At 61.5% G+C, this 25,371-nt stretch carries 25 protein-coding genes and 9 tRNA genes; 12 read left to right on the forward strand and 22 right to left on the reverse strand.

Annotation, left to right across the window (positions count from 1 at the left end; all coding sequences use genetic code 11):
• Positions 1-6: 6 nt before the first annotated feature.
• The 7 genes from KW842_RS05750 to dbpA all read left to right on the forward strand — a co-directional run bounded on the left by KW842_RS05750 (position 7) and on the right by dbpA (position 6,197).
• Complete coding sequence (locus tag KW842_RS05750) at positions 7-216, forward strand: hypothetical protein (RefSeq protein WP_218303159.1); 210 nt, start codon at positions 7-9, stop codon at positions 214-216.
• A 77-nt stretch (positions 217-293) separates the two neighbouring features.
• Positions 294-1,187, forward strand: a complete 894-nt coding sequence (locus KW842_RS05755; protein WP_218303160.1) for a hypothetical protein — start codon at positions 294-296, stop codon at positions 1,185-1,187.
• A 60-nt stretch (positions 1,188-1,247) separates the two neighbouring features.
• The gene (locus KW842_RS05760) at positions 1,248-2,414 is read left to right on the forward strand and encodes a class I SAM-dependent methyltransferase (protein WP_218303161.1); all 1,167 of its coding nucleotides are present in this window, start codon (positions 1,248-1,250) and stop codon (positions 2,412-2,414) included.
• A gap of 60 nt (positions 2,415-2,474) precedes the next feature.
• Positions 2,475-2,551 (forward strand) — tRNA-Met (locus KW842_RS05765).
• A gap of 167 nt (positions 2,552-2,718) precedes the next feature.
• A complete protein-coding gene (locus tag KW842_RS05770) occupies positions 2,719-4,380 on the forward strand; it encodes an acid phosphatase (RefSeq protein WP_218303162.1) in 1,662 nt (553 codons plus the stop codon).
• Positions 4,381-4,463: 83 nt separating this feature from the next.
• Entirely contained in the window at positions 4,464-4,688 is a 225-nt protein-coding gene (locus tag KW842_RS05775) for a hypothetical protein (protein ID WP_218303163.1), read from the forward strand.
• A 99-nt stretch (positions 4,689-4,787) separates the two neighbouring features.
• A complete protein-coding gene (gene dbpA, locus KW842_RS05780; RefSeq protein ID WP_218303164.1) occupies positions 4,788-6,197 on the forward strand; it encodes an ATP-dependent RNA helicase DbpA in 1,410 nt (469 codons plus the stop codon).
• Positions 6,198-6,202: 5 nt separating this feature from the next.
• On the opposite strand, the gene KW842_RS05785 is transcribed toward dbpA, so the two are convergent.
• Positions 6,203-7,399, reverse strand: coding sequence for an MFS transporter (locus KW842_RS05785; RefSeq protein ID WP_373925140.1), 1,197 nt, complete (start codon positions 7,397-7,399; stop codon positions 6,203-6,205).
• Between the two features lie 84 nt (positions 7,400-7,483).
• On the opposite strand from KW842_RS05785, the gene KW842_RS05790 reads away from it, so the two are divergent.
• A complete protein-coding gene (locus KW842_RS05790; protein ID WP_218303165.1) occupies positions 7,484-8,293 on the forward strand; it encodes a helix-turn-helix domain-containing protein in 810 nt (269 codons plus the stop codon).
• Here KW842_RS05790 and KW842_RS05795 read toward each other — a convergent pair.
• Both KW842_RS05795 and KW842_RS05800 read right to left on the reverse strand, forming a co-directional pair.
• Positions 8,274-9,737 (reverse strand): HAMP domain-containing sensor histidine kinase, encoded by a 1,464-nt coding sequence (locus KW842_RS05795; protein ID WP_218303166.1) that lies wholly within the window; start codon positions 9,735-9,737, stop codon positions 8,274-8,276. The genes KW842_RS05790 and KW842_RS05795 overlap by 20 nt on opposite strands.
• On the reverse strand, positions 9,734-10,450 hold the full coding sequence (locus KW842_RS05800) for a response regulator transcription factor (RefSeq protein WP_373925141.1): 717 nt from the start codon (positions 10,448-10,450) through the stop codon (positions 9,734-9,736). The genes KW842_RS05795 and KW842_RS05800 overlap by 4 nt, the downstream gene beginning before the upstream one ends.
• 114 nt (positions 10,451-10,564) lie before the next feature.
• Between KW842_RS05800 and msrB the strand changes: the two genes are divergently transcribed.
• On the forward strand, positions 10,565-11,050 hold the full coding sequence (msrB, locus tag KW842_RS05805; protein ID WP_218303168.1) for a peptide-methionine (R)-S-oxide reductase MsrB: 486 nt from the start codon (positions 10,565-10,567) through the stop codon (positions 11,048-11,050).
• A gap of 11 nt (positions 11,051-11,061) precedes the next feature.
• Positions 11,062-11,757: a peptide-methionine (S)-S-oxide reductase MsrA gene (msrA, locus tag KW842_RS05810; RefSeq protein WP_218303169.1), complete on the forward strand. Its 696-nt coding sequence runs from the start codon at positions 11,062-11,064 to the stop codon at positions 11,755-11,757.
• Here msrA and KW842_RS05815 read toward each other — a convergent pair.
• From KW842_RS05815 to KW842_RS05825, 3 genes are all read right to left on the reverse strand, one after another.
• Positions 11,754-12,725, reverse strand: coding sequence for an alpha/beta fold hydrolase (locus KW842_RS05815; protein WP_218303170.1), 972 nt, complete (start codon positions 12,723-12,725; stop codon positions 11,754-11,756). The genes msrA and KW842_RS05815 overlap by 4 nt on opposite strands.
• A gap of 81 nt (positions 12,726-12,806) precedes the next feature.
• Positions 12,807-13,280 carry an AtaL-like protein gene (locus KW842_RS05820; protein ID WP_218303171.1) on the reverse strand — a complete coding sequence of 158 codons (474 nt, stop codon included), beginning with the start codon at positions 13,278-13,280 and terminating at the stop codon, positions 12,807-12,809.
• Complete coding sequence (locus tag KW842_RS05825; protein WP_218303172.1) at positions 13,277-14,152, reverse strand: SDR family oxidoreductase; 876 nt, start codon at positions 14,150-14,152, stop codon at positions 13,277-13,279. The genes KW842_RS05820 and KW842_RS05825 overlap by 4 nt, the downstream gene beginning before the upstream one ends.
• A 109-nt stretch (positions 14,153-14,261) precedes the next feature.
• On the opposite strand from KW842_RS05825, the gene KW842_RS05830 reads away from it, so the two are divergent.
• Together KW842_RS05830 and KW842_RS05835 are read left to right on the forward strand one after the other, a co-directional pair.
• Positions 14,262-15,146 (forward strand): LysR family transcriptional regulator, encoded by an 885-nt coding sequence (locus KW842_RS05830; protein WP_218303173.1) that lies wholly within the window; start codon positions 14,262-14,264, stop codon positions 15,144-15,146.
• Between the two features lie 17 nt (positions 15,147-15,163).
• Positions 15,164-15,877 (forward strand): hypothetical protein, encoded by a 714-nt coding sequence (locus KW842_RS05835; RefSeq protein WP_218303174.1) that lies wholly within the window; start codon positions 15,164-15,166, stop codon positions 15,875-15,877.
• Here the strand turns inward: KW842_RS05835 and KW842_RS05840 are convergent.
• The 16 genes from KW842_RS05840 to KW842_RS05915 form a co-directional block, all read right to left on the reverse strand.
• A complete protein-coding gene (locus KW842_RS05840; RefSeq protein ID WP_218303175.1) occupies positions 15,874-17,466 on the reverse strand; it encodes an amidase in 1,593 nt (530 codons plus the stop codon). The genes KW842_RS05835 and KW842_RS05840 overlap by 4 nt on opposite strands.
• Before the next feature lie 144 nt (positions 17,467-17,610).
• The gene (locus KW842_RS05845) at positions 17,611-18,186 is read right to left on the reverse strand and encodes an elongation factor P (RefSeq protein WP_218303176.1); all 576 of its coding nucleotides are present in this window, start codon (positions 18,184-18,186) and stop codon (positions 17,611-17,613) included.
• Positions 18,187-18,310: 124 nt separating this feature from the next.
• Positions 18,311-19,435, reverse strand: coding sequence for an elongation factor P maturation arginine rhamnosyltransferase EarP (gene earP, locus KW842_RS05850; RefSeq protein ID WP_218303177.1), 1,125 nt, complete (start codon positions 19,433-19,435; stop codon positions 18,311-18,313).
• A gap of 64 nt (positions 19,436-19,499) precedes the next feature.
• Positions 19,500-19,575, reverse strand: a tRNA-Glu gene (locus KW842_RS05855).
• 48 nt (positions 19,576-19,623) lie between these two features.
• A tRNA-Glu gene (locus tag KW842_RS05860) sits at positions 19,624-19,699 on the reverse strand.
• 99 nt (positions 19,700-19,798) lie between these two features.
• A complete protein-coding gene (locus KW842_RS05865; RefSeq protein WP_218303178.1) occupies positions 19,799-20,713 on the reverse strand; it encodes an alpha/beta fold hydrolase in 915 nt (304 codons plus the stop codon).
• Positions 20,714-20,792: 79 nt separating this feature from the next.
• Positions 20,793-21,266, reverse strand: coding sequence for a hypothetical protein (locus tag KW842_RS05870; RefSeq protein WP_218303179.1), 474 nt, complete (start codon positions 21,264-21,266; stop codon positions 20,793-20,795).
• 125 nt (positions 21,267-21,391) lie between these two features.
• Positions 21,392-21,467, reverse strand: a tRNA-Glu gene (locus KW842_RS05875).
• Between the two features lie 33 nt (positions 21,468-21,500).
• Positions 21,501-21,576: transfer RNA gene (locus tag KW842_RS05880), tRNA-Ala, on the reverse strand.
• Between the two features lie 45 nt (positions 21,577-21,621).
• A tRNA-Glu gene (locus KW842_RS05885) sits at positions 21,622-21,697 on the reverse strand.
• Positions 21,698-21,730: 33 nt separating this feature from the next.
• Positions 21,731-21,806: transfer RNA gene (locus tag KW842_RS05890), tRNA-Ala, on the reverse strand.
• Between the two features lie 43 nt (positions 21,807-21,849).
• Positions 21,850-21,925: transfer RNA gene (locus KW842_RS05895), tRNA-Glu, on the reverse strand.
• Positions 21,926-21,957: 32 nt separating this feature from the next.
• Positions 21,958-22,033, reverse strand: a tRNA-Ala gene (locus KW842_RS05900).
• Positions 22,034-22,118: 85 nt separating this feature from the next.
• Positions 22,119-23,528, reverse strand: coding sequence for a glutamate--tRNA ligase (gene gltX, locus KW842_RS05905; RefSeq protein WP_218303180.1), 1,410 nt, complete (start codon positions 23,526-23,528; stop codon positions 22,119-22,121).
• Between the two features lie 28 nt (positions 23,529-23,556).
• Positions 23,557-23,964: a VOC family protein gene (locus tag KW842_RS05910; RefSeq protein ID WP_218303181.1), complete on the reverse strand. Its 408-nt coding sequence runs from the start codon at positions 23,962-23,964 to the stop codon at positions 23,557-23,559.
• 248 nt (positions 23,965-24,212) lie between these two features.
• The gene (locus tag KW842_RS05915; protein WP_218303182.1) at positions 24,213-25,322 is read right to left on the reverse strand and encodes an alanine racemase; all 1,110 of its coding nucleotides are present in this window, start codon (positions 25,320-25,322) and stop codon (positions 24,213-24,215) included.
• Between the last annotated feature and the right edge of the window lie 49 nt (positions 25,323-25,371).

Here is a 25,371-nt window from a genome sequence, read left to right on the forward strand (position 1 = left end):
GCAATCATGTTAAAAGCACCACGCACCCTCACCTTTAAATGCACCAAATGCGCCAAAGCCGTTCAAGTCCGCCTGCAAAAGGTATCGGCCTGCTCGCACATCCAGCCTTACGTGGGCGTTTGCCCGTGCGGCGAAGTGCGCCACCACGCCATCGGCCAGAAAGAGGCAGTTGCGTCCTACCTGGCGGCGCCGGAAGGCTGGACCCACCACCACTAAATTGCGCGCCGGGCCCTCAAGTATTGGACTAGGATACCGTTAAAGAGTTGCAGAAGTATCATCGAACGGAATCCATCATGTCTATCATCTCGAATCTGGGCAACCGGCTGCCCTCCTTGTACAGCGGCAGCCAGGCGGCCGACAGCAAGGCGACGACTTTGCAAAAAACGCAAGGCGTCACGCCGGCCAAAGTCGGCAGCAACCCGCTGGACCTGACCAGCCGCGTCGCCTCGGTCGGCAATGCCACGGTGGATTTTGCCCAGGATTTCGTCAACAGCTTCACCCAGGCGCTATTCGGCGATGACGCCAAGGGCGCGGTGATCGACTTCGATTCGGCCAGCCTTGAAACCACGTCCACCTTTGCCGCCGGCGTACAGCAGAGCCGCAGCGGCAACAGCGTCACCAACGCGGCAGCCTTCAGCCTGACCGACAGCTCGCACTTCGTCGGCAAAGGCACGATCACCACCGCCGATGGCCGAAAGTTCGACTTTGAAGTGGAAGTCCAATACGACGCCGAATTGAGCGCGGCCGCCAGCCAGACCAGCAACGCCAACAATGCCGATAGCAAGCCACGCGCCGAAGCAAACACCGACACCCAGGACCTGCCAGTGGTACAACTGCCGAATCTTGACTTCCCTGGCACGCTGGCGGACCTGTTCCAGCTGATCGGCCGCAACCTGCAAAGCGCGCTGTCCAGCGGCGGCCAGGCCGGCAGCAAAACCGACGACGGCATCGACCGCAGCACCCTGCGCAGCCTGTCGCTGCGCTTGCTCAACCTGGTCGACAGCAAGGACACCAACACCTACGCAGCGCCGACGGCTGCCGACAAGGCCAAGGCAGCCGCCGGCGCCACCGATGCAGAAGCCGACGCCGAAACCGCAGCACCGGTGACGGCGGAAACGCCGGCGCCCGCCGCTGAAGCGCCAGCCACCGACACCGCCGCGCCGCCGTCGCAAAACGCATCGGTATAATAGCGGCTCTGCGCCACGCAACTCCGCGTGGCGCGTTCCTCTTTTACCGATCGCCCCAACATGTCCGAACACACCTCCTCTCCGTCACCTCAACACATCCACTGGGAGGAGAATGGCGAACAGCGCTCCGCGCGCTGGCGCTCCGAAGCCGGCATGCCGCCGCCGAAGCGCGTCATCATCGCCGACGACACCACCAATGCCGACACCGCGTACCGCCTGGCCTGCGAAGGTACGGCACTGCTGTGGCGCGGCGACTTCCAAAATGCGCGCCAGCTGCTGCAAGCGCTGGCCCGCCGCGCGGATCACAAAGGCCGGACTGGCAAGAAAGCCAAAGCACCCAAAGTGCCAGCCTCGCCGACCGAAGCCTTCCACCTGCACCGCCAGGCCCAGTCGCAGCGCGCCCGTACGCTGGCCATGCTGCTGATTCCTTTCGACGAGGGCTACACCATTCCGCTGCGCCGTGCGCCGGACGTCAAACTGGCTTGCAACGAAGCCTACGGCCGCTATGAAGAACCGTTCATCGCCTCGCTGCGCGAGCTGCTTGGCCTGATCGGCGCGCATGAGTGGCGCCGCACCGGCGTCGAGATTCCCGCGCTGGGCGCCCGCATCCATCCGCACTATGGCGTGTTCTCGCCAGTGCGTGGCGAATACGTGCAGATGGTGGCGGACGCGCCGCTGCCATCGGGCGCCGAGCTGGCGTTCGACATTGGTGCCGGCACCGGCGTGCTGTCGGCGGTACTGGCGAAACGCGGCGTGAAACGCGTGATCGCCACCGACCAGGACCAGCGCGCGCTGAGCTGCGCCCGCGAAAACCTGGCACTGCTGGGCCTTGACGACAAAGTCGAATTGCAGGCGGCCGACCTGTTCCCGGCGGGACGCGCGCCACTGGTGGTCTGCAATCCGCCGTGGGTGCCGGCCCGTCCAAGCTCGCCGATCGAATACGCCGTCTACGATCCGGACAGCCGCATGCTGCGCGGCTTCCTGGCCGGCCTGTCGGCGCACCTGGCGCCGGGCGGCGAAGGTTGGCTGATCCTGTCCGACCTGGCGGAGCATCTCGGCCTGCGTCCACGGGAACAGCTGCTGGAATGGATCGCCGCCGCCGGCCTGAAAGTGCTGGGCCGGCAAGACGTGCGCCCAGTCCACCCGCGCGCCGCGGACGCCACCGATCCACTGCACGCGGCCCGCGCCGCCGAGGTCACTTCACTATGGCGCCTGGGCGCCGCATAAGCGCATTAAAAATGCGGGCTTGCGGAATACTTCAGACCTGTATATAATCTTGCCTTCAGACGCGGGGTGGAGCAGTCTGGCAGCTCGTCGGGCTCATAACCCGAAGGTCACAGGTTCAAATCCTGTCCCCGCAACCAGATTCGATAAGCCGTTGATTTTCATCAGAAAATCAACGGCTTTTTCAATTCCGGCACGACCTTTTACGCGCCTTCGTTAAACTGCTTTTAGCGCAAGCATTCCGCCCATACCCAATCTGACGCAAAGCTGGCACAATCGGTCTTTTAGTCTAGCCAGGGAGAGCCGAGTGAAGGATCAGGAACACGCAGCAGAACAACAGGCGCAGGACGCCCCGGTCAATCCTTCGCGTCGCCGCATCTTCCAGGCGGCCGGCGCCGCCGGCCTGGCGACCACCTTGCCAGCACTGGCCGAAGCCGCGCCGGCCAAAGCGCTCACCAAAGGCTCGCTTGACCAGAAGCTCAAGGCGAATATCAAGAATGTGGTGGTGATCTATCTGGAGAACCGCAGCTTCAACAACCTGTTCGCCAACTTCCCTGGCACCGCCAGCCCGCTGTCGGCCGCAACGGCAGCCGCCTGTGCGCAGCGCGACCGTGACGGTTCGGTGCTGCCATCGCTGCCAAAAATCTGGGGCGGCATGGTGCCGAACACCCAGGACATCGGCGGTAAAAAATACGCCATCAAGGAAGACGATATCAAGGGCCTGCCGAATGGACCGTTCAAGCTGGTCGACACCGAAGGCAAGCCGCTGCCGGAAGCCGTGATCACCCGCGACCTGTGGCACCTCTTCTACCAGAACCAGATGCAGATCAACGGTGGCAAGAACGACGGTTTCGCCGCCTGGGGCAACACCGGCGGCATGGTGATGGGCTACTACAGCGAGAGCAACAAGAACCTCGGCCTGTGGAAGATCGCAGAACAATACACGCTGTGCGATAACTTCTTCATGGCGGCGTTTGGCGGCTCCTACCTGAATCACCAATTCCTGATCACCGGCCGCGTGCCGGAATACTTCAACGCCAAGGACACCGCGGCCAAGAAGAAGATCGCTGTACTGGACGACGGCCCGACCGGCATCCGCCTGTCCGTCACCAAGGATTCGCCGGCGTCGGCGATGGACGGCCATCCGCACTTCGTCAACAACGGCGCGATCACGCCGGACGGCTACGCGGTCAACACCATGGCGCCGCCATATCAGCCGAGCTATATCCGCCCTGCCTACGATGGCGATCCGCTGCACGCCGATCCGAAAGACGCCGGCACCCTGCCACCGCAAACCTATGACACCATCGGCGATCTGCTGTCCCGCAAAAAGATCAGCTGGGCATGGTACGGCGGCGCATGGCAGGCAGCGCTGGATGCGCGCGGCGGCGGCGAAAAGCCGAACTTCCAGTACCACCACCAGCCATTCAACTACTTCCAGCAGTTCGCGCCCGGCACCAAGGAGCGCGAAGAACACCTGCGCGACGGCGGCCTGGGCGACAGCCCGATTTCCAACAAATTCATCGCCGATGCGGTGGCCGGCAAGCTGCCGGCGGTCACCTTCTATAAGCCGCAAGGCAATCTGAATCTGCACGCCGGCTACTCGGACATCGAGTCCGGTGACGCCCACATCACCAACATCATCGAACACTTGAAGAAGTCGCCGCAGTTCAAGAACATGCTGGTGGTGATTACCTTCGATGAAAACGGCGGCTGGTGGGATCACGTCGCGCCGCCGAAGGGCGACCGCTGGGGTCCGGGCTCGCGCATTCCAGCCATCGTCATTTCGCCGTTCGCGAAAAAAGGCCATGTGGACCACAACTTCTACGACACCACGTCGATCATGCGCTTCATCACCCGCCTGCACGACCTGCCGCTGCTGGAAGGGATCAAGTCGCGCAATGAGGCTTTCGCGGCCCGCCACGCCACGCCGCCAGGCGACCTGACGGGGGCGCTGAGCTTCCGTTGAGATGGCGCTTTGTGTTAAACTGCGCACAATTATGTAAGCTAACGAAGCCCGACTAATACAGCCGGGCTTTTGTTTTTTCCCAGATGAGAGATAAAAAAGATAACGCTACGTTCGACCTGCCGGGCTTTACTCCCGCCGCGCCGCTCGAACCGGAAGCCAAGCGTCCTCCACCACCGCGCGTGCGCCGCACGGTGGCCAAGCAGGAGCAGCTGGAACTGCTGGAGCCGACCGACACTACCGGTCTGCCGCTCTGGGTACGCGACGAAAATCTCGATCTGACCGGTTTGCCGGTATGGAAGCGTGACTGATACGGCACAGCTGCCGTACACCACATACACACCTCCCGCACAGTGGGCCAGACGCCTGTTAGACTGTGTCCACATCCTTCTTGAACAGGGTCCGCCACCATGACTTCCACCTCCTTTGCCAGCCTGCCGCTGAACTCCGCCTTCCTGGACAACCTCGACTCGCTCGGCTACAAGGAGATGACGACCATCCAGGCGCAAAGCCTGCCGTCGGTACTGGAAGGCCGCGACCTGATCGCCCAGGCCAAGACCGGCAGCGGCAAGACCGCCGCCTTCGGCATCGGCATCCTGGCGAAGCTGAATCCGGCCTGGTTCGCAGTGCAGGCGCTGGTGCTGTGCCCTACCCGCGAGCTGGCTGACCAGGTCGCGGGCGAACTGCGCCGCCTGGCGCGCTCCACCGGCAACGTCAAGGTGCTGGTGCTGACCGGCGGCTCGCCGATGCGGCCGCAGATCGCCTCGCTGGAACACGGCGCCCACATCATCGTCGGCACGCCGGGCCGCGTGCGCGATCACCTGGGCCGCGAGACGCTGGACCTGTCCAAAGTCGGCACGCTGGTGCTGGACGAAGCGGACCGCATGACCGACATGGGCTTCTACGACGAAATCGCCGGCATTGTCAGCGCCTGCCCGAAACGTCGCCAGACCCTGCTGTTTTCGGCCACCTACCCGGACGATATCCGCCGCGCCACCGATGATTTCCTGGTCGATCCGGTCGAAGTCACCGTGGAAGCGCAGCACGACAACAGCCAGATCGAACAGCTGTTCTTTGAAATCGGCTTCGACCAGCGCAATGAAGCGGTGGCGCGTTTGCTGGGCCACTACAAGCCGGTATCGGCTATCGCCTTCTGCAACACCAAAGTGCAATGCCGTGAACTGGTCGAACACCTGCAATCCAAGGGCTTCTCCGCACTGACACTGTACGGCGAGCTGGAACAGCGTGAGCGCGACGAAATCCTGATTTTGTTCGCCAACCGTAGCTGCTCTGTACTGGTGGCCACCGATGTGGCCGCGCGCGGCCTGGACATCCCCAACCTGGAAGCAGTGATCAACGTTGACGTGTCCAAGGACACCGAGGTGCACATCCACCGCGTCGGCCGCACCGGCCGTGGCGGCGAGCAAGGCCTGGCGCTGTCGCTGTGCGCACCGAACGAGAAGAAGTGGGTCAAGCTGATCGAGGAATACCAGGGCCAGCCAGTCGAGTGGTTCGATCTGGGCAGCCTGGATGAAAACGACTACGGCGTTGATCCGGCGCCGATGATGACGCTGGTGATCTCTGGCGGTAAGAAGGACAAGCTGCGTCCAGGCGATGTGCTGGGCGCGCTGACTGGCGACGCTGGCCTGAGCAAGGAACAAGTCGGCAAGATCAATGTGACCGAGTTCCAGACCTATGTCGCCATCGACCGCCGCGTCGCTTACGACGCCTTTGCCAACCTTAGCAAAGGCAACCCGCTCGGCGGCGACTTCGGCGCATTCAAAGGCCGTAACTTCAAAATGCGCTTTATCGAAGCCTGAGCCGCTTAGCGGTGCTTCGGCTGCTCAATGTGCGGCAGCAGCACCGTCAGAATGCCCAGCAGCGGCAGGTAGGAGCACAGCTGATACACATAGGCGATGCCCTTGATATCGGCGATGTGGCCCATGGCCGCAGCGCCGATGCCGCTGACGCCGAACATCAGGCCAAAGAAAATGCCCGCCACCATGCCGACCTTGCCCGGCATGAGCTCCTGCGCAAACACCACGATGGCCGAAAAAGCGGACGAGATCACGAAGCCGACCACCACCGACAGCACCGCCGTCCAGAACAAGCCAACATATGGCAGCGCCAGCGTGAACGGCGCGGCGCCCAGAATCGAGATCCAGATCACGCGCTTGCGGCCGATGCGATCACCAATTGGCCCGCCCATGAAGGTGCCAGCAGCGACAGCCGCCAGGAACAGGAACAGATACATCTGCGCGTTCGATACCGACACGCCGAATTTATCGATCAGGTAGAAGGTGTAGTAGCTGGTCAGGCTGGACATGTAGATGTACTTGGAAAAGACCAGCAGCGCCAGCACCGTCATGGCGCCATACACCTGCGCCTTCGGCAGCGGCGAGATGGTGGCAGCAGCAGCCTTCTTCGGCTGCGCCAGATGATGGCTATGCCAGCGGCTCACGTACACCAGCACCACGATCGCGGCCAGCACCAGCAGCGCAAACCAGGCGATATTGCCCTGGCCACGGCCGATGATGATGGCGGCCGCCAGTACTGGACCGAGCGCCGAGCCGGCATTGCCGCCGACCTGGAATAGCGATTGCGCAAAACCGAAGCGCCCCCCAGATGCGGCACGCGCCACACGCGAGGCTTCAGGGTGGAAGGTCGATGAGCCGACACCGATCAGCGCCGACGAAATCAGCAGCAGCGGGAACGAGGACGCAAAGGACATCATCAGCACGCCAATCAGCGTGGCCACCATCCCCGCCGGCAGCAGGAACGGCATCGGGCGCTTGTCGGTGTACAGGCCGATCCACGGCTGCAGCAGCGAGGCGGTGCACTGGAAGGTCAGCGTGATCAGGCCGACCTGGGTGAAACTCAGGCCGAACTCTGTTTTCAGCATCGGATAAATCGAAGGCAGCATCGCCTGGGTAAGGTCGTTGAGCAGGTGGACCAGCGCGACCGCGCCGAGTATCTGCATGACCGTGTCGCCGTGCGGACGGCTGATAGTTGCAGTAGTCATGGTGTAAAGCCTTTATTTTTGGACGTTTCAGTGTAATATGGCTCGAATCTCTTGATATTCCAATAATCGTCGAATAAGTGACAAATGCCAGATAGTGCACGCAGCAAGGATCACCGCGACTACCAGCACGTACCTCGCGTGGTCACCGCCATCTCGCGCGACGTGGAGCATGGCGTGTCCGGCACGCCGCATAGCCACGAACGCGCGCAACTGCTGTACGCCACCAACGGCATGATGCGCGTGCTGACCGACGCCGGCATGTGGATACTGCCGCCGCGCCGCGCGCTGTGGGTGCCGCCCGGCGTCGTGCATCACTGGACCGCGATCAGCAAGGTCACCATGCGCTCCATCTACGTCGAGGCGCAAACCGCCGCCGCCTTTGGCGATCAATGCCGCGTGATCGAAGTCAGTCCGCTGCTGCGCGAGCTGATACTGGCACTGCTGGAAGAGCCGATTGAATATCCGCTGCCTGGGCGCGGCGAACATCTGGCGATGCTGATTCTGTCCGAGCTGAAGGCGGCGGAGACGGTGCCGGTCGCGATCCCCTGGCCGCGCGACCGGCGCCTGCTGGCAGTATGCTCGGCCATCATGGCCGATCCGGGCAGCAGCCGGAATATCGAACAATGGGCGGACCAGGTGGGCGCCAGCGCGCGCACACTGATACGGCTATTCCCGCGCGAGACTGGGCTGCATTACCGCCAGTGGGTGCAGCAGGTGCATCTGGCGGAGGCCTTTGGCCGGCTGGCGCAGGGCCAGAGCGTGGGCGAGATCGCGGCGGCGCTGGGCTATGCGAGCACCAGCGCGTTCAGCGCCATGTTCCGCCGCATCCTCGGCAAAACGCCGCAGCACTATCTGACCGAATGGCGCCAGCCGCTTACGCAGCATCCAGGTTAAACCGGAATACCGCGCCCAGGCCGGGCGCGCTGACCAGTTCTATCTTGCTATGGTGGAGTTGCAGGATGCGATTGACCGTCAACAGTCCCAGACCGCCAACACGGTATTCGCCTTGCAGCGCTACCGGGCGGCGGAACAGGTTCTCGCGCATGGCGGCCGGCACGCCCGGGCCGGTGTCCTGCACCGTCACGGCCACTTGGCCGTTGGCCGCCGGAGCCACAATCACTTCGACCTCGCCACCGGCCGGCGTATGGCGGATGGCGTTATCGAACAGATTGGTCAGCACGCGCTCCATCATCCCCAGGTCCGCGCGCACCATCGGCGCCGGATGCGGCAGCGTGGCCATCAGGCGCAGCTGGCGCTCCGCTGCCTGCAATTCAAATTTCTGGAATACGTCCTGGATCAGGTCGGACAGCGAGAACGGCTCCAGCTCCGGCTGCACCGAGCCGTGTTCCAGCCGCGCCAGCTCGAACAAGGCCTGCGCCAGCCGCCCCACTTTCCGGCTTTGCGCCAGCGCGATGCCGAGGTAGTGCTGGCGTTCGGCCGACGTCAGCATGTCATCCTTGAGCGACAGCGTCTCCAGGTAGCCATGCAGGGAACCCAGCGGCGTGCGCAAGTCGTGCGAGATATTCGCCACCACTTCGCGCCGCTCGTGATCGAGCTGGCGCATGGTCTGCCATTGTTCGTTGATGCGTGTCGCCATATCGCCGAAAGCATGTTCCAGTACGGCGATTTCGTCGCGCGGGCTATCCGGGCCGGGCGCTGGCAAGGCCAGTTGATCGGCCTTGGTGTCGAGCTGGCGCATGGTGGTGGTCAGGCGGCGCAGCGGGCGCGTGATCAGGCGGAAGGCGATCAGGCCGGCAATCAGCACCAGCCCTGCCACCACCACCATTGACCACAAGGTGGTGCGCAGCACCGAGCTGGCGGTGGCGCGTGCGGCCAGCCGGTCATGTTCTTCACTTTGCAGGATGACGTAGATATAGCCCACCTTTTTCTCGCCGGCCCGCAGGAGGGCTGCGCTGAACACTTTGCGGCCGGTCATGCTGCGCGGGTCGTCGCCCTGAATCGGCAAGGGCTGATTGTCCAGCAGGCGCTGGATCGGTTCCAGGCCGACGTGCTCGCGTTTCAGGCTGCCATCCGGTGCGGCATGGCCGACGATGCGGCCGTTCATATCGAGCAGGTAGACTTCCACGCTGGGATTCACATCCATCAGGCGGCTGAACAGGCGGCGCACCATATCGGGACCAAGCGCTTGCGCATCCTCGGCATGCATCAGCTGCGCGTCCAGCGCGATGCTGCGCGCCAGTCCGCGCGACAGTCCCTGCACCACCTCTTTCTCATGCATGATGTTGGCGCGGATCTGCAACCATGCGGACGCGCCGCAGCACGCCAGCAGCAGGACCGAGAACACCAGCGACAGCCGCTGCGATAGCGTCAGCTTCATGCGGCCCCGCTGGCGTATCGGTATCCCTTGCCCCACACGGTGAGAATGCGCACTGGCTCGGACGGATCGGCTTCGATCTTGGCGCGCAGGCGGTTGATGTGGGTGTTGACCGTGTGTTCGTAGCCGTCGTGCTGGTAGCCCCATACCTGATTCAGCAGGTCCAGGCGCGAGAAGACTTTTTCAGGGTGCTTGATGAAGAAGTACAGCAGGTCGAATTCACGCGGCGTCAGGTCCAGCGCGGCGCCGTCCAGGTGCGCCTGGCGCGTCAGCGGATCGACGCGCACACCATTCAACTCCAGCGCCCCGCCCTCGCCGCGCTGGTTGCGCGACATCGCATCGGCGCGCCGCAGCAGCGCTTTTACACGCGCCACCAGCTCCAGCACGGAGAATGGCTTGGGCAGATAATCGTCCGCACCCAGTTCCAGGCCCAGGATGCGGTGCACTTCGCTCGACCGCGCGCTGGTGATGATGATCGGCGTGTAAGTCGCCATGGCGCGCGCCTGGCGGCAGATTTCCAGCCCATCGACACCGGGTAGCATGATGTCGAGAATGAGCGCATCCCAGCCGCCGCTGCGCACCTGGGCCAGTCCTTGCGTGCCGTCCGCGCAATGCGTCACCTGATACCCCTCATCCTTGAGGTGCATGCACAGCAGATCTGCGATATGAATATCGTCTTCGACGATCAGTACACGTTTGTTGTCCATGGACGTCATTGTGCCGCATTCCGAACCGCCAAAGTATCACAATTAGTTTAAGTTTACGTGAGGATTTTGTCAGCACTGCGGGCGCAGAATGGCGCCATCGCTACTTCACTGACCGAGGACACCATGACATCACGACGCTCTTTCATCCTGACCAGCGGGGCCGCCCTGCTGGCGGGGATTGCTTACCGCAGCGGCGTTGCCGCGCCTGCCGCCGCCTGGGAAGTCACCCGCAGCGACGCCGAATGGCGTGCCCTGCTCACGCCAGCGCAATACGAAGTGCTGCGCAAGCACGGTACCGAGCGCCCGTTCAGCAGCCCGCTGTACAAGGAACACCGCGCCGGCAAATTCCTGTGCGCCGGCTGCCAGAATCCGCTGTTCTCGTCCAAAAATAAATTCGATAGCGGCACCGGTTGGCCCAGCTTCTGGAAGCCGCTGGACCGTGGCGTAAGCACCAGCCGCACCACGTCATTGGGCATGTATGGCGTGGAGGTGGTGTGCCGCCGCTGCGGCAGCCATCTGGGCGACGTGTTTGACGATGGTCCGGAACCGACCGGCCTGCGCTACTGCATCGACGGCGTGGCGCTGAACTTTGTCGCCGGCCAAGCCTGAGGAGAACCACCATGAACAACATCAGCAAAGCATTGGGCGGCGCGCTTGTCCTGCTCAGCCTCGCGGCCTGCCAGCAGCAGGCGATGTCGGCGGAATCCCCGACAGTGATTTCAGCGCCAGCACTGGACGAACCGGCCAGCACCGAACACAAAGCCACCGCCATCTTCGCGGGCGGCTGCTTCTGGGGTGTGGAAGGCGTGTTCCAGCATGTGAAGGGGGTCAGCAACACCGTCTCCGGCTACGCTGGCGGAGAGAGCCGCAGCGCCAGCTACGAAGCAGTAGAACGCGGCGACACCGGCCATGCGGAATCGGTCAAGATCACCTACGATCCGACGCAGATCAGCTACGGCAAGCTGCTGCAAATTTTCTTCTCAGTGGCGCACGATCCCACCCAGCTGAACCGCCAGGGCCCGGACAGCGGTACGCAATATCGCTCCGCCATCTTCCCGCAAACGCCGGCGCAGCAGAACGTCGCGGAACGCTACATCGCGCAGTTGAATGCATCGGGCGCGTTCAGCAAACCGCTGACGACCAGGATAGAACCCGGCAAACAATTCTATGTAGCCGAGTCCTACCACCAGAACTATCTGGCGCTGCATCCGAACGATCCTTACATCGTCTACAACGATCTGCCGAAGCTGAAGGATCTCAAGCGTATCCTGCCCGCCCAGTACCGGGCGGATCCTGTGCTGGGCGGGTTGCGCTAAGGCTTGACCTGCTTAAGCACCTCCAGCACCGCAGCGACCACCGCCTCCGGCTTGTCAGCCTGGATGGCGTGGCCTGCTCCGGGGATGATGCGCTGGCTGCTGCGCGTCGAGAGTTTGGTGTACTCTTTTTGAATCAGCACATTCTCATCCTCGAAGGCTTTGTTGGCGGCGCTTTGGGGCTGGCCCGGCACCGCATAGGGACTGAGGCTGCGCGTCAGCACCAGCACCGGGATGTCGCCAAATGGCCGGCGTAATTTACGCAGTTGTTCATCGCTGGTGGACATGGCATCGTATTCCGCGGACTTGGTCCGCCAGTACGATGGCTTTAGTTCAGCAGCCAATATCGCCGCGCCGAGCTTGGCGCCGTAATTCGTCAACGGCTCGCCGATGCATTGCGTCTGCTTTTCGCTGTCCTTGGCGAAGCCCTGCTCGGCGGCGTCCAGGCAGTATTGGTTCTGGCCTGCGTACATCGCATAAATCTGTTTGATCTTGCCGCCCGATACACGGTCCAGGCGTTCGGTTTCGTCTTCGTGCTGCGCCTCGGCCAGCACCAGCCCCTTCACCGATTGCGGATAACGGTAAGCGTAGACCTGGAGATTGGCGCCGCCCAGCGAATTGCCAACCAGGACGTAAGGTCCCTTCTCACCCGCCCCCTGTAGCAGCCGATGCAGATCGGCGGCCACGCTTTCAGCAGTATTCGGCTGCGCTGACGGATCGCTGAAGCCAAATCCCGCGCGGTCAAAGATGCAGGCCCGCGTGTGCTTCGCCACTTCCGGCTGCACCTGATACCACGCCCAACCCGCATCGCCGGCCGGTCCATCAAACACCACCGTCGGCGCACCCGCGCCGCTGCAATACAAATTCATCTTGCGGCCGCCACCTACATCGACCAAGGTATGCGGCACAGCGAACTCACTCGCTGCGGCCCAACCGGAACTCAACGCCAACACCATCAACACAGCTTTCATGCAGACTCCCTTGTGATGTGCAGCGGCCCATGCGCTGCGCAGTTGCATAATAATTCACTTTTGGGCCGCTCACATCCCTACTTACAACTTGCCTTGTCCGAGCAACTCGCGGCTGCGCTTCAAGGTGGACAGCAAGGCCGTCCTGTATCCGCCATCGCTACTCATCCGCGCCTGTTCCGCCTGTTCTTCCGGACCGCCCGGCTGCTTTCCGCGCAAGCCGAGCAGGCAGTAAAAGCGCAGTTGCAGCGCACCGCCTTCATCCTCGAACAATTCGTTGATGATGACGCCCTCGCGCGGGCCACCCGCCTGGAAGAAGGACACTTTGCTGCCGGCCTCAAAGCTGATAATCTCGCGCAGATCGTCACCGGCGATGGTGGCTTCGCGCACGATGTGGGTGTCGCCGTCGTGTATCACTTCGCAGCGCGTGCACAGACCGGGCGGAAGAAACAATCGGGCATCGCGTGCCTTCATCACCAGGCCATGCCACACTTGCGCGCGTGTCAGCGGAATCTCGCCTGCCGGATTCACCGGCACCGTAGCACTGGCGTAGATCATGATTTCGCTCCTTTGATCATTTCAGCCACGTAGTCGCGATAGGTGCGCAGCGGACGGCCCAGCAGCGTGACCAGGCGTTCGGCTTCGCCGTCGCCAGCCAGCATGCCGTCGCTCAGAAAACGCTCGCTCATCAGGCGCATGTCATAGGCCATCCAGCCCGGCATGAAGTTGCGCAGGTTTTGTTCGAAGGCTACCGTATCGTCACCGCCGTAGGCGATGGCGCGCTCCAGCACTTCGGACCAGATGGCTGCGGCATCGGTGCCGGTCAAATTATGCGGACCAACCAGGTTGATGCGCTCCAGCGGCGCGGCCGCGCTGGCGGCATGGCGGCGCATCAATTCGATGGCTGCAATTTCGCCGATGTCGCGGGGATCGATCATCGCCAGGCCCTTGCTACCGATCGGCATCGGATAGACACCGTAACCCTGCACCGCGTCCTTGATGGTCAGCTCATTGCTCATGAAGTAAGCCGGACGCAGAATGGTGGCGCTAAAGCCCATCTGCTCGATCATGCGTTCAACACCGAATTTACCGGCGAAGTGCGGCACGTTGACGAAGCGGTCGCTATGGATCACCGACAGGTAGACGACGCGCTCAATGCCAGCTTCCTTGGCCAGATTCAGCGCAATCAGCGCCTGCGTGAATTCGTCCGCCACCACGCCGTTCAGCAGGAACAGCGTCGAGACGCCCTGATAGGCGCTGCGCAGCGCATCAGGATCGGACAAATCGCCCTGAACCACGGTGACCCCGGCCGGAAGATCCGCCTTGGCCGGATCGCGCACCAGTGCGCGCACGTGCGCGCCGCGCTGAATCAGTTGGTCGATCACTTGACGGCCTACGGTGCCGGTAGCGCCAGTAACTAAGATGCTCATGATGTGTACTCCTGTGTAGTTGAAAGACAGGTTCATCTTAGGCATTCCACCCACGGTCCGATAGATGCTATATTTGGACACTCCGTCTCGTATATGGAACACTTAATACATGGACCTGCTCGCCCTCGTCGATTTCAACCTCGTCGCCCGCCACGGCGGCTTCGGACGCGCCGCCCGCGCCACCGGGCGCCCCAAGGCCACGCTATCGCGCCGTGTGGCGGAACTGGAGGGCAACCTGGGCGTGCGCCTGCTGGAACGCGGCGCGCGCACGCTCAGGCTGACGCAGGAGGGCCAGGCGCTGCATCAGCGCACCGCTGCGCTGCTCACCGAAATCGACGAAGCCGCGGTCGCCATCGCGCCCGGCGGCAACCAGGCGCGCGGCCGGCTGCGCATCAGCGCCCCGCTGCTGTTCTCTCAGGCGGCCATGGGCAAGCTGGCGGCCGGATTCTCGCTCCAATATCCGGCAGTGCAGCTGGAAGTCACCGCTGAAGACCGTGCGGTCGATATGGTGGAAGAAGGCTACGACCTGGTCATCCGCGTCAATCCGGACCCGGATGAGAACCTGATCGGCCGTATTTTTCTGCGCGACCGGCTGGTGGCGGTAGCCTCGCCCAAGCTTGCGCGCGCCACCGACAACACGCCAACCCCGGCCGTGGTGCGCGGCGCCGGTGAGCGTCCGCAAACCTGGCAGATGCAAGGAGCCAGCAGCCTCGCCGTGCAGCCGGTGCTGTGCCTGACATCGATGTTCATGGTGCGGGACGCCGTGCGCATGGGCGTCGGCGTGGCGCGCCTGCCGCTGTCGCTGGTGACGCATGACCTGGCTGAAGGTACGCTGACGCATTGGGGCGATATCGACGCGCCGGAGATCGCGCTGTGGGCACTGTATCCATCGCGGCGGCTGCTCAGCGGACGCGTGTCCGCCTTCCTCGCCTATTTGAAAGAGGCCTTCCCCACCGGAGCGCCGCAGGAACTGGCTTCGTACATCACGCACTAATCAGCGATAATGCGAGCATGGACAAATTAATCTCTGAACTGCAACGGCTGTACCTGCCCAGCGCCGACAACCACCAGCGCCTGCAACACCATTTGCGCGGCGAGGCGACGTTTGCTTTCGATCTGGCGCAGGACGGCGTTACGCGCGCCATCGTCATCGATTTTAACAAGGCCACCGATGAGCAGCACTGGCTGCGCCTGTGCGACGTCGCCAATGCCCTGCAAACGGAACTGGGCCTGCCGGCGCCTGCTGTCAGCGTATCTGGCGGCGAGTGCTATCGCCTGTGGCTGTCGCTGGCCTCGCCGCTGTCCGTCACGCAGGCGCGCCAGTTCCTCGCTTTGCTGCATCAGGCTTACTTTGAAGATGAGGACATAGATTTAGGCCGTACGATGGTCGAGCTGCCGCCATGCCTGCATGTTGCCACCGGCTTATGGGCGGCGTTCATCAATCCCAGCATGGGTGGCGCTCTCGCCGATGATCTGGGCCTGGAAGTCACGCCCAACGATATGGCGCAAGCGGCCTTCCTGGAAAAACTGGACAGCATCAGCGATGAGGAATTCGCGCACGCGCTCAATACGCTGCAGCGCCGCCACGCCAAGCCGGCGCCAGTGTACAAAGCACCCGCGCCGCAAGCAAGCCTGCTGCTGAAAGACGCCACGCTGGAAGACATCGTCAAACACCTGCACGCGATGGGCATCGAGCCCACCTTCCGCCACGTACTGAAAAGCTAGCGCGCCGCCAGCGAGACGCTCGGAGGGAACTGCGGAGCGCGCCGGTGCAGCGTCGCCTGCTCGTACGAATAAGCCATGCGTATCAAGGCCGCCTCGCTGTACGCCGCGCCGACAAACGACAAGCCAACCGGCAGCCCATGCACATAGCCCGCCGGCACGGTGATGTGCGGATAGCCCGCCACCGCCGCCGGCGACGAGAAGCCGCCGACGTAATGGTCGCCGTTGACGAAGTCCGTCAGCCACGCCGGACCGCCAGTCGGCGCCACCAGCGCATCCAGCCGGTGCGCCTTCATCACCTGATCGATGCCTTCTGCGCGTGAATAGCGATGATTATTGGCCAGCGCCTCTTTGTAAGCCGGCGACTCCAGGCCACCCTTGGCCTGCGCCTGCAGCAGATACTCCTGGCCGAAATAAGGCAGCTCCTGCTGGCGGTGTTTTTCATTGAAGGCGATCAGCTCCGCCATATTCGACACCGGCGCGTTCGGCGCATATTCCTTCAGGTAAGCCGCCAGGTCGGTCTTGAATTCATACAGCAGCACTTCGGTTTCGCTGTCGCTGTACTTGCCGACGTTGGGCACGTCCGCCTCCACCAGCACCGCGCCTTGCGCCTTCAGGTCCAGCAGCGCCTTTTCGATCACCGCATCCAGCTCGGCATGATGGCCGAAGAAGTTGCGCGCCACGCCGATGCGCGCGCCTTTCAGCCCGGCCTTGTCCAGCGCCGCGCGATAGTCGCCGGCCTTGCCCACGCCTTCCTGCGTCACCGGATCTTTCGGGTCCACGCCGGTCATGGCGGAAAGCATCAGTGCCGCATCGGCCACGCTGCGCGCCATCGGCCCGGCGGTATCTTGCGAATGCGCGATCGGGATGATGCCGCTGCGGCTCACCAGCCCCAGCGTCGGCTTGATGCCGACCAGGCCGCAAATCGAGGCCGGCGAAACGATCGATCCATCAGTCTCCGTGCCCACCGCCAGCGTCGCCAGCCCTGCTGCGATGGCCGCGCCGGAGCCGGAACTGGAACCGCTGCAATTGCGGTCCAGCGAATACGGATTCAAGGTCAGGCCGCCGCGCGCGCTCCAGCCGCTGACCGAATTGGTCGAGCGCATATTCGCCCACTCGCTCAGATTGGTCTTGCCGATGATGACCGCGCCGGCCGCGCGCAACTGCGCCGTCACATGCGCATCGCGCGCCGCGCGCACGCCGGCCAGCGCCAGCGAACCGGCGGTGGTGCTCATGCGGTCGGCGGTGGCGATATTGTCTTTCAGCAGAACAGGGATGCCGTGCAGCGGACCGCGCACGCGCTTGAGGTTGCGCTCACGGTCCATATCCAGCGCAATCTTCAGCGCTTCCGGATTGATCTCGATGATGGAATTCAGCCGGGGGCCGGACTTGTCGATGGTCTTGATACGCGCCAGGTATTGCGAGGTCAGCGAATGCGAGGTCAGCTTGCCCGCCTCCATCATCTGCTGCTGCTCGCGCACGCCCGCGTCAAGGATGCTGCCGGCGCCCAGTGGCTTGCCCTGCACCATGCCTGCGGCGGTAGTGGCAGCACCCGCCGCCAAGCCGATTTTTACGAAATCCCTGCGATCCATGCCATCCCCGTGGTTGGTTTCACCAATGCGCCGAATTTGTTGCGTTGCATTAATATATCAGCAGGTTGCAACTTACACCACAAGAATTGATAAAAAAAAAGCACGCCGGCTTGCGCGGGCGTGCTTTCTACAAGAAATCGTGGCTTAGTTGCGCACAACTTTCTTGAATTCGTTGGTGCGGCTGTCGATTTCGATGACGTCGTCTTGCGATACGAACAGTGGCACCTGGATGGTGAACTGTTTCGATTCGATGGCGTTTTCGATCTTGGCTTCTTTGGTCACGTTGCCCGAAGTGTTGCCTTTAACAGCCGGCTCCGAGTAAACGATCTGACGCTGGATGGTGGTTGGCAGTTCAACCGAGATGGCTTTGCCATCGTAGAAGACAGCTTCGCATTCCATGCCGTCTTTCAGGTAGTTCAGTGCGTCGCCCAGATTTTCTTCTTCGATTTCGTACTGTTCATATTCTGCGTCCATGAACACGTACAGTGGGTCAGCGAAGTACGAGTAGGTCACTGGCTTCTTGTCCAGAACGACCACGTCGAATTTGTCATCGCCGCGGAACACGCTTTCGAAAGGCGCGCCGGTCAGCAGGTTCTTCATCTTCCACTTGTAGGTGAAGCCGGTGCGGCTCGAACCGTTCACGTCGGAGCGCAGCACGATGAATGGCTTAGCGTCGACCATGATGATGTTGCCAACACGAATTTCTTTTGCAGGTTTCATAGTGATTCTACTTAATAAGGTGGTTGCGTAAAGATCATCGTCGCCGAGCCGGCTTACGCTTGATCGGGTAAAAAATGCGTTATAAAGATTAACCCGGCATTGTACCGTGTTTTTCTGTCAGCGCCTATCTCAGCGTGGCAGCAAACGACAGCATATTGCTGGCCAAATCGCCATGCGACAGCATTTGCTGATGCCACGCCAGCGCGCGTGCGGCGGCGCGTTCGCGCTCGCTCTCCAGCCCTGCCCACAGCCCGGACCAGTCGTCCGCCGCGCCGCCAGCCGGGGCACCATTCCAGCGCAAGGAAAACGCCGCCAGTTGCGGCAGCTCGCCGGCATAGCGCTCCAGGAAAGCACGCAGCTTTTTGTGGTGCAGGTTTTCATCCTGCGGGTAGATATGCCAGATGAATGGCTTGCCCGCCCACTGCGCGCGCACGAAGGAATCCTCGCCGCGCACGAAGTTCAGGTCGCAGGCCCACAGCAGCTTGTCGTAATCCGGCTGCGGCACGAACGGCAGTACGCGCACCGTCAGCGCACCGTGGGTGGCGACTGTCGCGCCGCCGGTAAATTTACGCACGGCGTCGGCCGCCACGCCTTCCGGCACCAGGCATGTGATGGGCTCAGCGCCCTGCCGCCACACATCCAACAAGGCTGACACCGGCGCGTGCGGATAGCAGAACAGCGACATTTTTTGCGACGCGATTTCTGCTTCGCTCAGCCCCAAATGCCGCAGGAAGGCAGCGGCATCGAATTGCGCGCGCTGCTGCTCCAGCTCAGCCTCGCGTAGCAAGCCGCCGGTTTGGGCGGTAAAGCCGGGGAAGAAGAAATGCTTCATCAGCGCTTGACGCTGCGGCGATGGCAAGCGATGACAACCTTCTACCCACTCTTCCGCCGTCAGGCCTTCCAGGTTGAACCACACCGGACGCGGCGTGCATTGCGCCATCGCGTCGATGTAGCCAGGCGGGATATCGACTGCAAAGAACTCCACCACAATATCGGCCACGTCTTGTGGCGTGTAGACGCCGTCCTGGCCGCGCCAGTGGCGCACGCTGACATCCTGCACCTGCTGGAGCTCGGCCTCCGTATCGACTTCCGGGCAGATGCGCTGGAAGCTGAGCAGATCGTCCACATACAGCGTCACCGCCAGCCCGTGTTCACGCACCAGCTGCTTGGCCAGGCGCCAGCAGATGCCGATGTCGCCATAGTTGTCGACTACGCGGCAAAACAGGTCCAGGCGGCGGAATGTCATCATGTGTGCGGTCTCTCGTCACTGCGCAGGAATGCAAAAAGCCGCACAAGGCGGCTTTTTGCTGATTTGGCGTCCCCACGGGGATTCGAACCCCGGTACTCACCGTGAAAGGGTGATGTCCTAGGCCTCTAGACGATGGGGACAGAAACTGTCCGTACTGGCCTTGTACTGCTCAATCTGGAAATGTCTTTTGGCGTCCCCACGGGGATTCGAACCCCGGTACTCACCGTGAAAGGGTGATGTCCTAGGCCTCTAGACGATGGGGACATTTCCAAGGCGCGAATCATAGCAGCAGCCTACCGCGAACGCAATAGCAAACCCTTGTTTTTGCTGAAAAAACACAGCAAGATTGGCAGCTCTACAACCCTATTCCACCATCTGCACAATCAGCTGCTGCAAGCGCTCCGGTTCATCCTGATGAATTTGATGTCCGGATTTTTCAAAAACATACAACGCTTTCTTCGGTGCCCGTAATTTTTCAAAGTAGGCTACCGTGATGTGCGTGGAGGTCTGAATATCGTTTTTACCGACAAAGAAATACACCGGGCAATCAACGCTCGGCAGCGTGGCCGGCAAATCGATATGCATCACCTGATTCCACGCTGGCGACCAGGTTTTCGACCATCCAAGAAAACCTTTTTTAAAATCGTCGCTGGTCACAAAGGTTTTTCCGTCCCTATAAAACAGCCACTTCCGCAGATAAAACAAATCCTCATCAGCCTTAAAAGGAATGGCGACGCGATTCAACTCCTCGCTGGCGACGGCATTATCTTTGAAATGCACCTTGAGAATGGTCAACAATTCCTTTTCGCTGGCGAGCTGGCTGACGACGGGATTCACGGCAAAATATGCGTGCAATAACTCGGGGTGGTTTCTCACCAACGAAAATCCCAACACATTGCCCCAGGAACTACCCAACGCATAGATTTTTTCCTGCTTCAGCTCCTTGCGCAAAAACTGCACGACTTCATAGGTATCTCTTTCCATCAATGCGACGGAGGGTTGCACAGGGGAAGCGTTGAGCTTGAGCGTTTTGCCCGCATCCCGTTGATCCCATTGAACAATGGTGAACCTGCTTTTCAGGATATTGGTATACGCGCCGGCATTATTCATCATCGAACTGCCTGGACCACCCGACAGAAACAGCAGCGCAGGCTTGCCTGCGCCGCCATCATCAATCTCGATAAGCTGCTTGATGCCACCAATCTCGGGCGTCACGGTGTAAGCACTGCTTAATGGCGCAACCAAAGCAAATAGCCAAGCCCACATTATTTTTTTCATCGCATCCTTTGAAAGTCAGGGGCAGAATAGCATCTTATCTAAACGAAAGCACAAGACGCACCGGCGCCGGAAGCAAATATTATTTCTGCGGGGCTTTCTGGAAAGCGCTGTTCAAAGCGGCGCTGACATAGCTGGATAAAATGGGCTTGGACTGCCCCTCCATTTCAGCACCGATGACTTCCTGCTTGCTGGCAAGCTTGTTCATAAAGCGCGAATTTCGCCCTTCGGACGCCAGCGACCGCAGCTCTTCAGCCGTGAAATGGCGCGCATAGATCTGGGCAAGGTTACCATCCCACTTGCCCAGATACTGGCCGATATAAGCATCCAGCTCTTTCGACACCAGGGCTTGCGCGCTGCCCGCTCCCAGTTTGGATACCAGGATAGCGTATGTCTGCGTGTTCACCGCGACAGTGCCCGCCAGCGTTTTCAAGTTACGTCCAAGCTGACGCTGCTGCACAAATTCGGCAGCGGCTGTCTCTGCCGGGCCACTCTTCGCAACCGGCACAAAACCAAACGACAGGAAAAAGGAGAGAACAAGCCGCAGGATCATCATTCCACGTATCCATTCAAGGTTAGGGACAACAGAATAGCATCCTGCCGAAACCGAAAATGCGTAGATAATCACGAGCGCAGAAAACAAAAAAGCCGCTACATGGCGGCTTGATCATTGACTTGCTTTGGCGTCCCCACGGGGATTCGAACCCCGGTACTCACCGTGAAAGGGTGATGTCCTAGGCCTCTAGACGATGGGGACCAAGGAACTTCTTGATATTGCCTTCTACGCGAATGGTGGAGGTAAGCGGGATCGAACCGCTGACCTCTTGCATGCCATGCAAGCGCTCTCCCAGCTGAGCTATACCCCCCGGGCGCAGAAAACAGTGACTACTCATAACCAGCGTTGGCGAAGCTGGCGTCCCCACGGGGATTCGAACCCCGGTACTCACCGTGAAAGGGTGATGTCCTAGGCCTCTAGACGATGGGGACCTTGGAACTACCGTACAACTATCCTGTGCTTGTTGGTGGAGGTAAGCGGGATCGAACCGCTGACCTCTTGCATGCCATGCAAGCGCTCTCCCAGCTGAGCTATACCCCCTCAGGGCACAGAACATTTACTACCAGACCAGCGTTGGCGAAGCTGGCGTCCCCACGGGGATTCGAACCCCGGTACTCACCGTGAAAGGGTGATGTCCTAGGCCTCTAGACGATGGGGACCCTGGAACTACCGTACTACAAACTCTGCAAACTGGTGGAGGTAAGCGGGATCGAACCGCTGACCTCTTGCATGCCATGCAAGCGCTCTCCCAGCTGAGCTATACCCCCGTTTGCGCGAGAGACAAGAGTATAGCAGAGGCGCCGTATTATGCAAATACCCTTTTGCAACTTTGCCCCTGCTTCAATGAATAAATTAAAGGAACTTGGCCAGGCGCGCCACAACCGTGTCACGGCCGAAGATTTCCAGCACGGCGTCGATCGCCGGGGTCTGCAACTGGCCGGTGATAAACAGGCGCAGCGGCATGGCGATCTGCGGCATCTTCAGACCATGCGCAGCCAGCACTTCCTTGATCATGGCCGACAGCGCCGCCTTGTTCCACTCCACTGTTTTGCAGCGCTCGGCAAAATCGGCCAGCGCCGGCTTGACCGCGTCGGTGACGTGCTGGGCCAGCAGCGCGGCATCCGGTTGCGGCGCGCGGTAGAACAGCATGGCGGCGTCGGCCAGTTCGTTAACAGTATTGGTACGCTCCTTCAGCAGACCCAGCACCACCGCCAGCGACGGCGCGCCTTCGAACACTGCGCCGTTGGCCAGCAGGCGTGGCGTGGCCAGTTCTGCCAGGCGCTCGTTATCCGCCTGCTTAATATAGTGGTTATTCAGCCAGTTCAGTTTTTCGATATTGAACTGCGCGGCCGAGTTCGACAGGTGCGAACCGTCGAACCACGAGCACACCTGCTCCATCGAGAACACTTCGTCGTCGCCGTGGCTCCAGCCCAGGCGCGCCAGATAGTTCAGAATGGCTTCCGGCAGATAGCCTTCGGCCGGATATTGCATGACGTTGACTGCGTCCTTGCGCTTGGACATCTTGGCGCCATCCGAACCCAATATCATCGGCAGGTGGCCGTACTCCGGCAGCGGCGCACCGATGGCGCGCAGAATGTTGATCTGGCGTGGCGTGTTGTTGACGTGGTCGTCGCCGCGCAGCACATGGCTGATTTCCATGTCCAGGTCGTCGATGGCCACGCAGAAGTTGTAGGTCGGCGTGCCGTCCGGACGAGCGATGACCAGATCGTCCAGCTCTTTATTACCGATGGTGATGCTGCCTTTGACGAAATCGTTCCAGGTCACGTCGCCATCCAGCGGATTCTTGAAGCGGACCACCGGCTTGCGGCCTTCCGGAATTGCCGGCAGCGTTTTGCCTGGCTCTGGACGCCAGGTGCCATCGTAGCGCGGCTTCTGGCCGGCGGCGGCGGCGCGGTCGCGCATTTCCTGCACTTCTTCCGGCGACGAGTAGCAATGGTAGGCGGTGCCGGCTTCCAGCATCTGCGCCACCACTTCGCGATAGCGGTCCATGCGCTGCATCTGGTAGAACGGACCTTCGTCGTGATTCAGGCCCAGCCAGGCCATGCCTTCGATAATAGCCTGCACGGCTTCCGGGGTCGAGCGCTCCAGGTCGGTATCTTCAATGCGCAGCACGAAGGTGCCGCCGAAGTGACGGGCGAAGGCCCAGGAATACAGCGCCGTACGGGCGCCGCCGAGGTGGAGGTAGCCGGTCGGGCTCGGTGCAAAACGGGTGCGGACTGGCTTGGCTGGTGCGTTGGTCATCGGAGTGAAAGCTGAGATATAAAAGCAGCTATTTTACCGCGTCGGCGGCTGCTTGGCGCTCAAAGCTGGCGCGGTACTGCGCGTGGGCGTCGGCGCGGGTGTTCATCTCGAACAGCAGGCCGCCGGGCGCTTCGCAGAAAAAGCGCGAGCCGCGCTCGTGATGAAACATGCCGGTCTTCATGGTGACGCCCTGCGTTTGCAGATGCTGATACAGCTCGCTTACCGCCTCCACCGACGGCAGCTCGAAACCAAGGTGGAAGTTGTGCGGCCAGGCCACGGTGTGGTCTTTGGCCTCAATGACGATGTCGAAGCCCGCGCGCTTGAGCATGGCGGCGGCGGGACTGATGAATTCCAGCGAGCAGCCGAGATGCTGCACAAAGAAGTTGGCGGTGGCGCGTACATCGCTCGAAGGAAAGCTGAGATGGTTGAATTTCATGGTCTTACTCCTGTTGGTGAAGCCATCAGAATAAGACCAGCCCCAGCTGCCATCAACTCGCTTTCCCTCGGCGAAAAATCCTTTCCCCTCAATGACTTATGACCACCAACGCCATATTGCTCGCATTTATCAAGCGGCCTGCTTGAAATAAAGCGCCGTCGTCCCGGCGAAAGCCGGGACCTATGCTGAATTTGCCTGGCATACGCTCTATGGATTCCCGCTTTCGCGGGAATGACGGTGGTTGAGTATTACCAGCCGCTGAAGCGCGGCCACACCTTCATCTCGCCGCCTTTTTGCGGGATCACATGATACTGGCCGTGCTGTGCGCCGGTTGCGCAAGCGTGATTTGGCAGAATGCGCAGGCTGCTGCCCACCGGGAACAGCTGGCTGATGTCGCCCTCGCCCGTCCATTGCAGCACGCCGTGTTCCTGATTCGCCTTGCCGAAACAGAGGCCGTCAACCGGCTTGCCGTCGGCGTCGCAGACCAGCCCGTAGCCATGGCTTTGATGGCCAAGGTCGCGGCTCATTGCCATCCAGCCGCCGTCGGTGATCACCCAGCCCTTGCCGGTCTGGTGGCCGATCACGGTGCACAGCAGGCTGAGCGCCACGTCGTCCGCCGTGCAGACGCCAACATCGGCCATCACCATGTCACAGAAAACGTAGACGCCGGCGCGTACTTCAGTCACGCCGTCCAGGTGCTGCGCGCTCAGCGCGGTTGGCGTGGAGCCGACGCTGACCACATCGCACGCATGCCCGGCGGCGCGCAGCGCTTCGGCAGCGGCCACGCAGCGCGAGCGTTCCTGCTCCGCCATGGCCGCCAATGCTTCCGGCGTGTTCAAGTCATACGAGGCGCCGGCGTGCGTCATCACGCCCTTGAGGCGGGCGCCGCCTTGCAGCGCGGCTGCGATCTGCAACAGCACAGGATCGCCCGGCTTGACGCCTGAGCGATGGCCATCGGTATCGATTTCGATCAGCACCGCATAGCAGACGCCATGCTCCGCGCCATGGCGCGCCACCTGCTCTGCCATCGCCGCCGACTCCACCAGCAGCGTCAGGCGAAGGCCGGCACGGATCAGCCGCAGCGCGTGATCGAGCTTGTTTGGCACGATGGCCACGGCATACAGAATATCTTCCACGCCGGCGCGGAAGAATTCCTCCGCCTCTTTCAGCGTGGACACCGTGATGCCGCGCGCGCCCGCCGCCATCTGCCGCCGCACTACTTCCAGGCATTTGCTGGTTTTCACATGCGGCCGGAACGCCACGCCCAGCTGATGCATGCGATTCTGCATGCGCTCGATGTTACGCTGCATGCGTCCCTCATCCAGCAACAGCGCCGGCGTCTCCAGATTGTGATGCATGACTTGCTCCGCAAATATCGATACAATACATTCTATCCAATTTTAGACA

Source organism: Duganella sp. sic0402 (genome assembly GCF_019219065.1).
Lineage (GTDB): Bacteria > Pseudomonadota > Gammaproteobacteria > Burkholderiales > Burkholderiaceae_D > Rugamonas.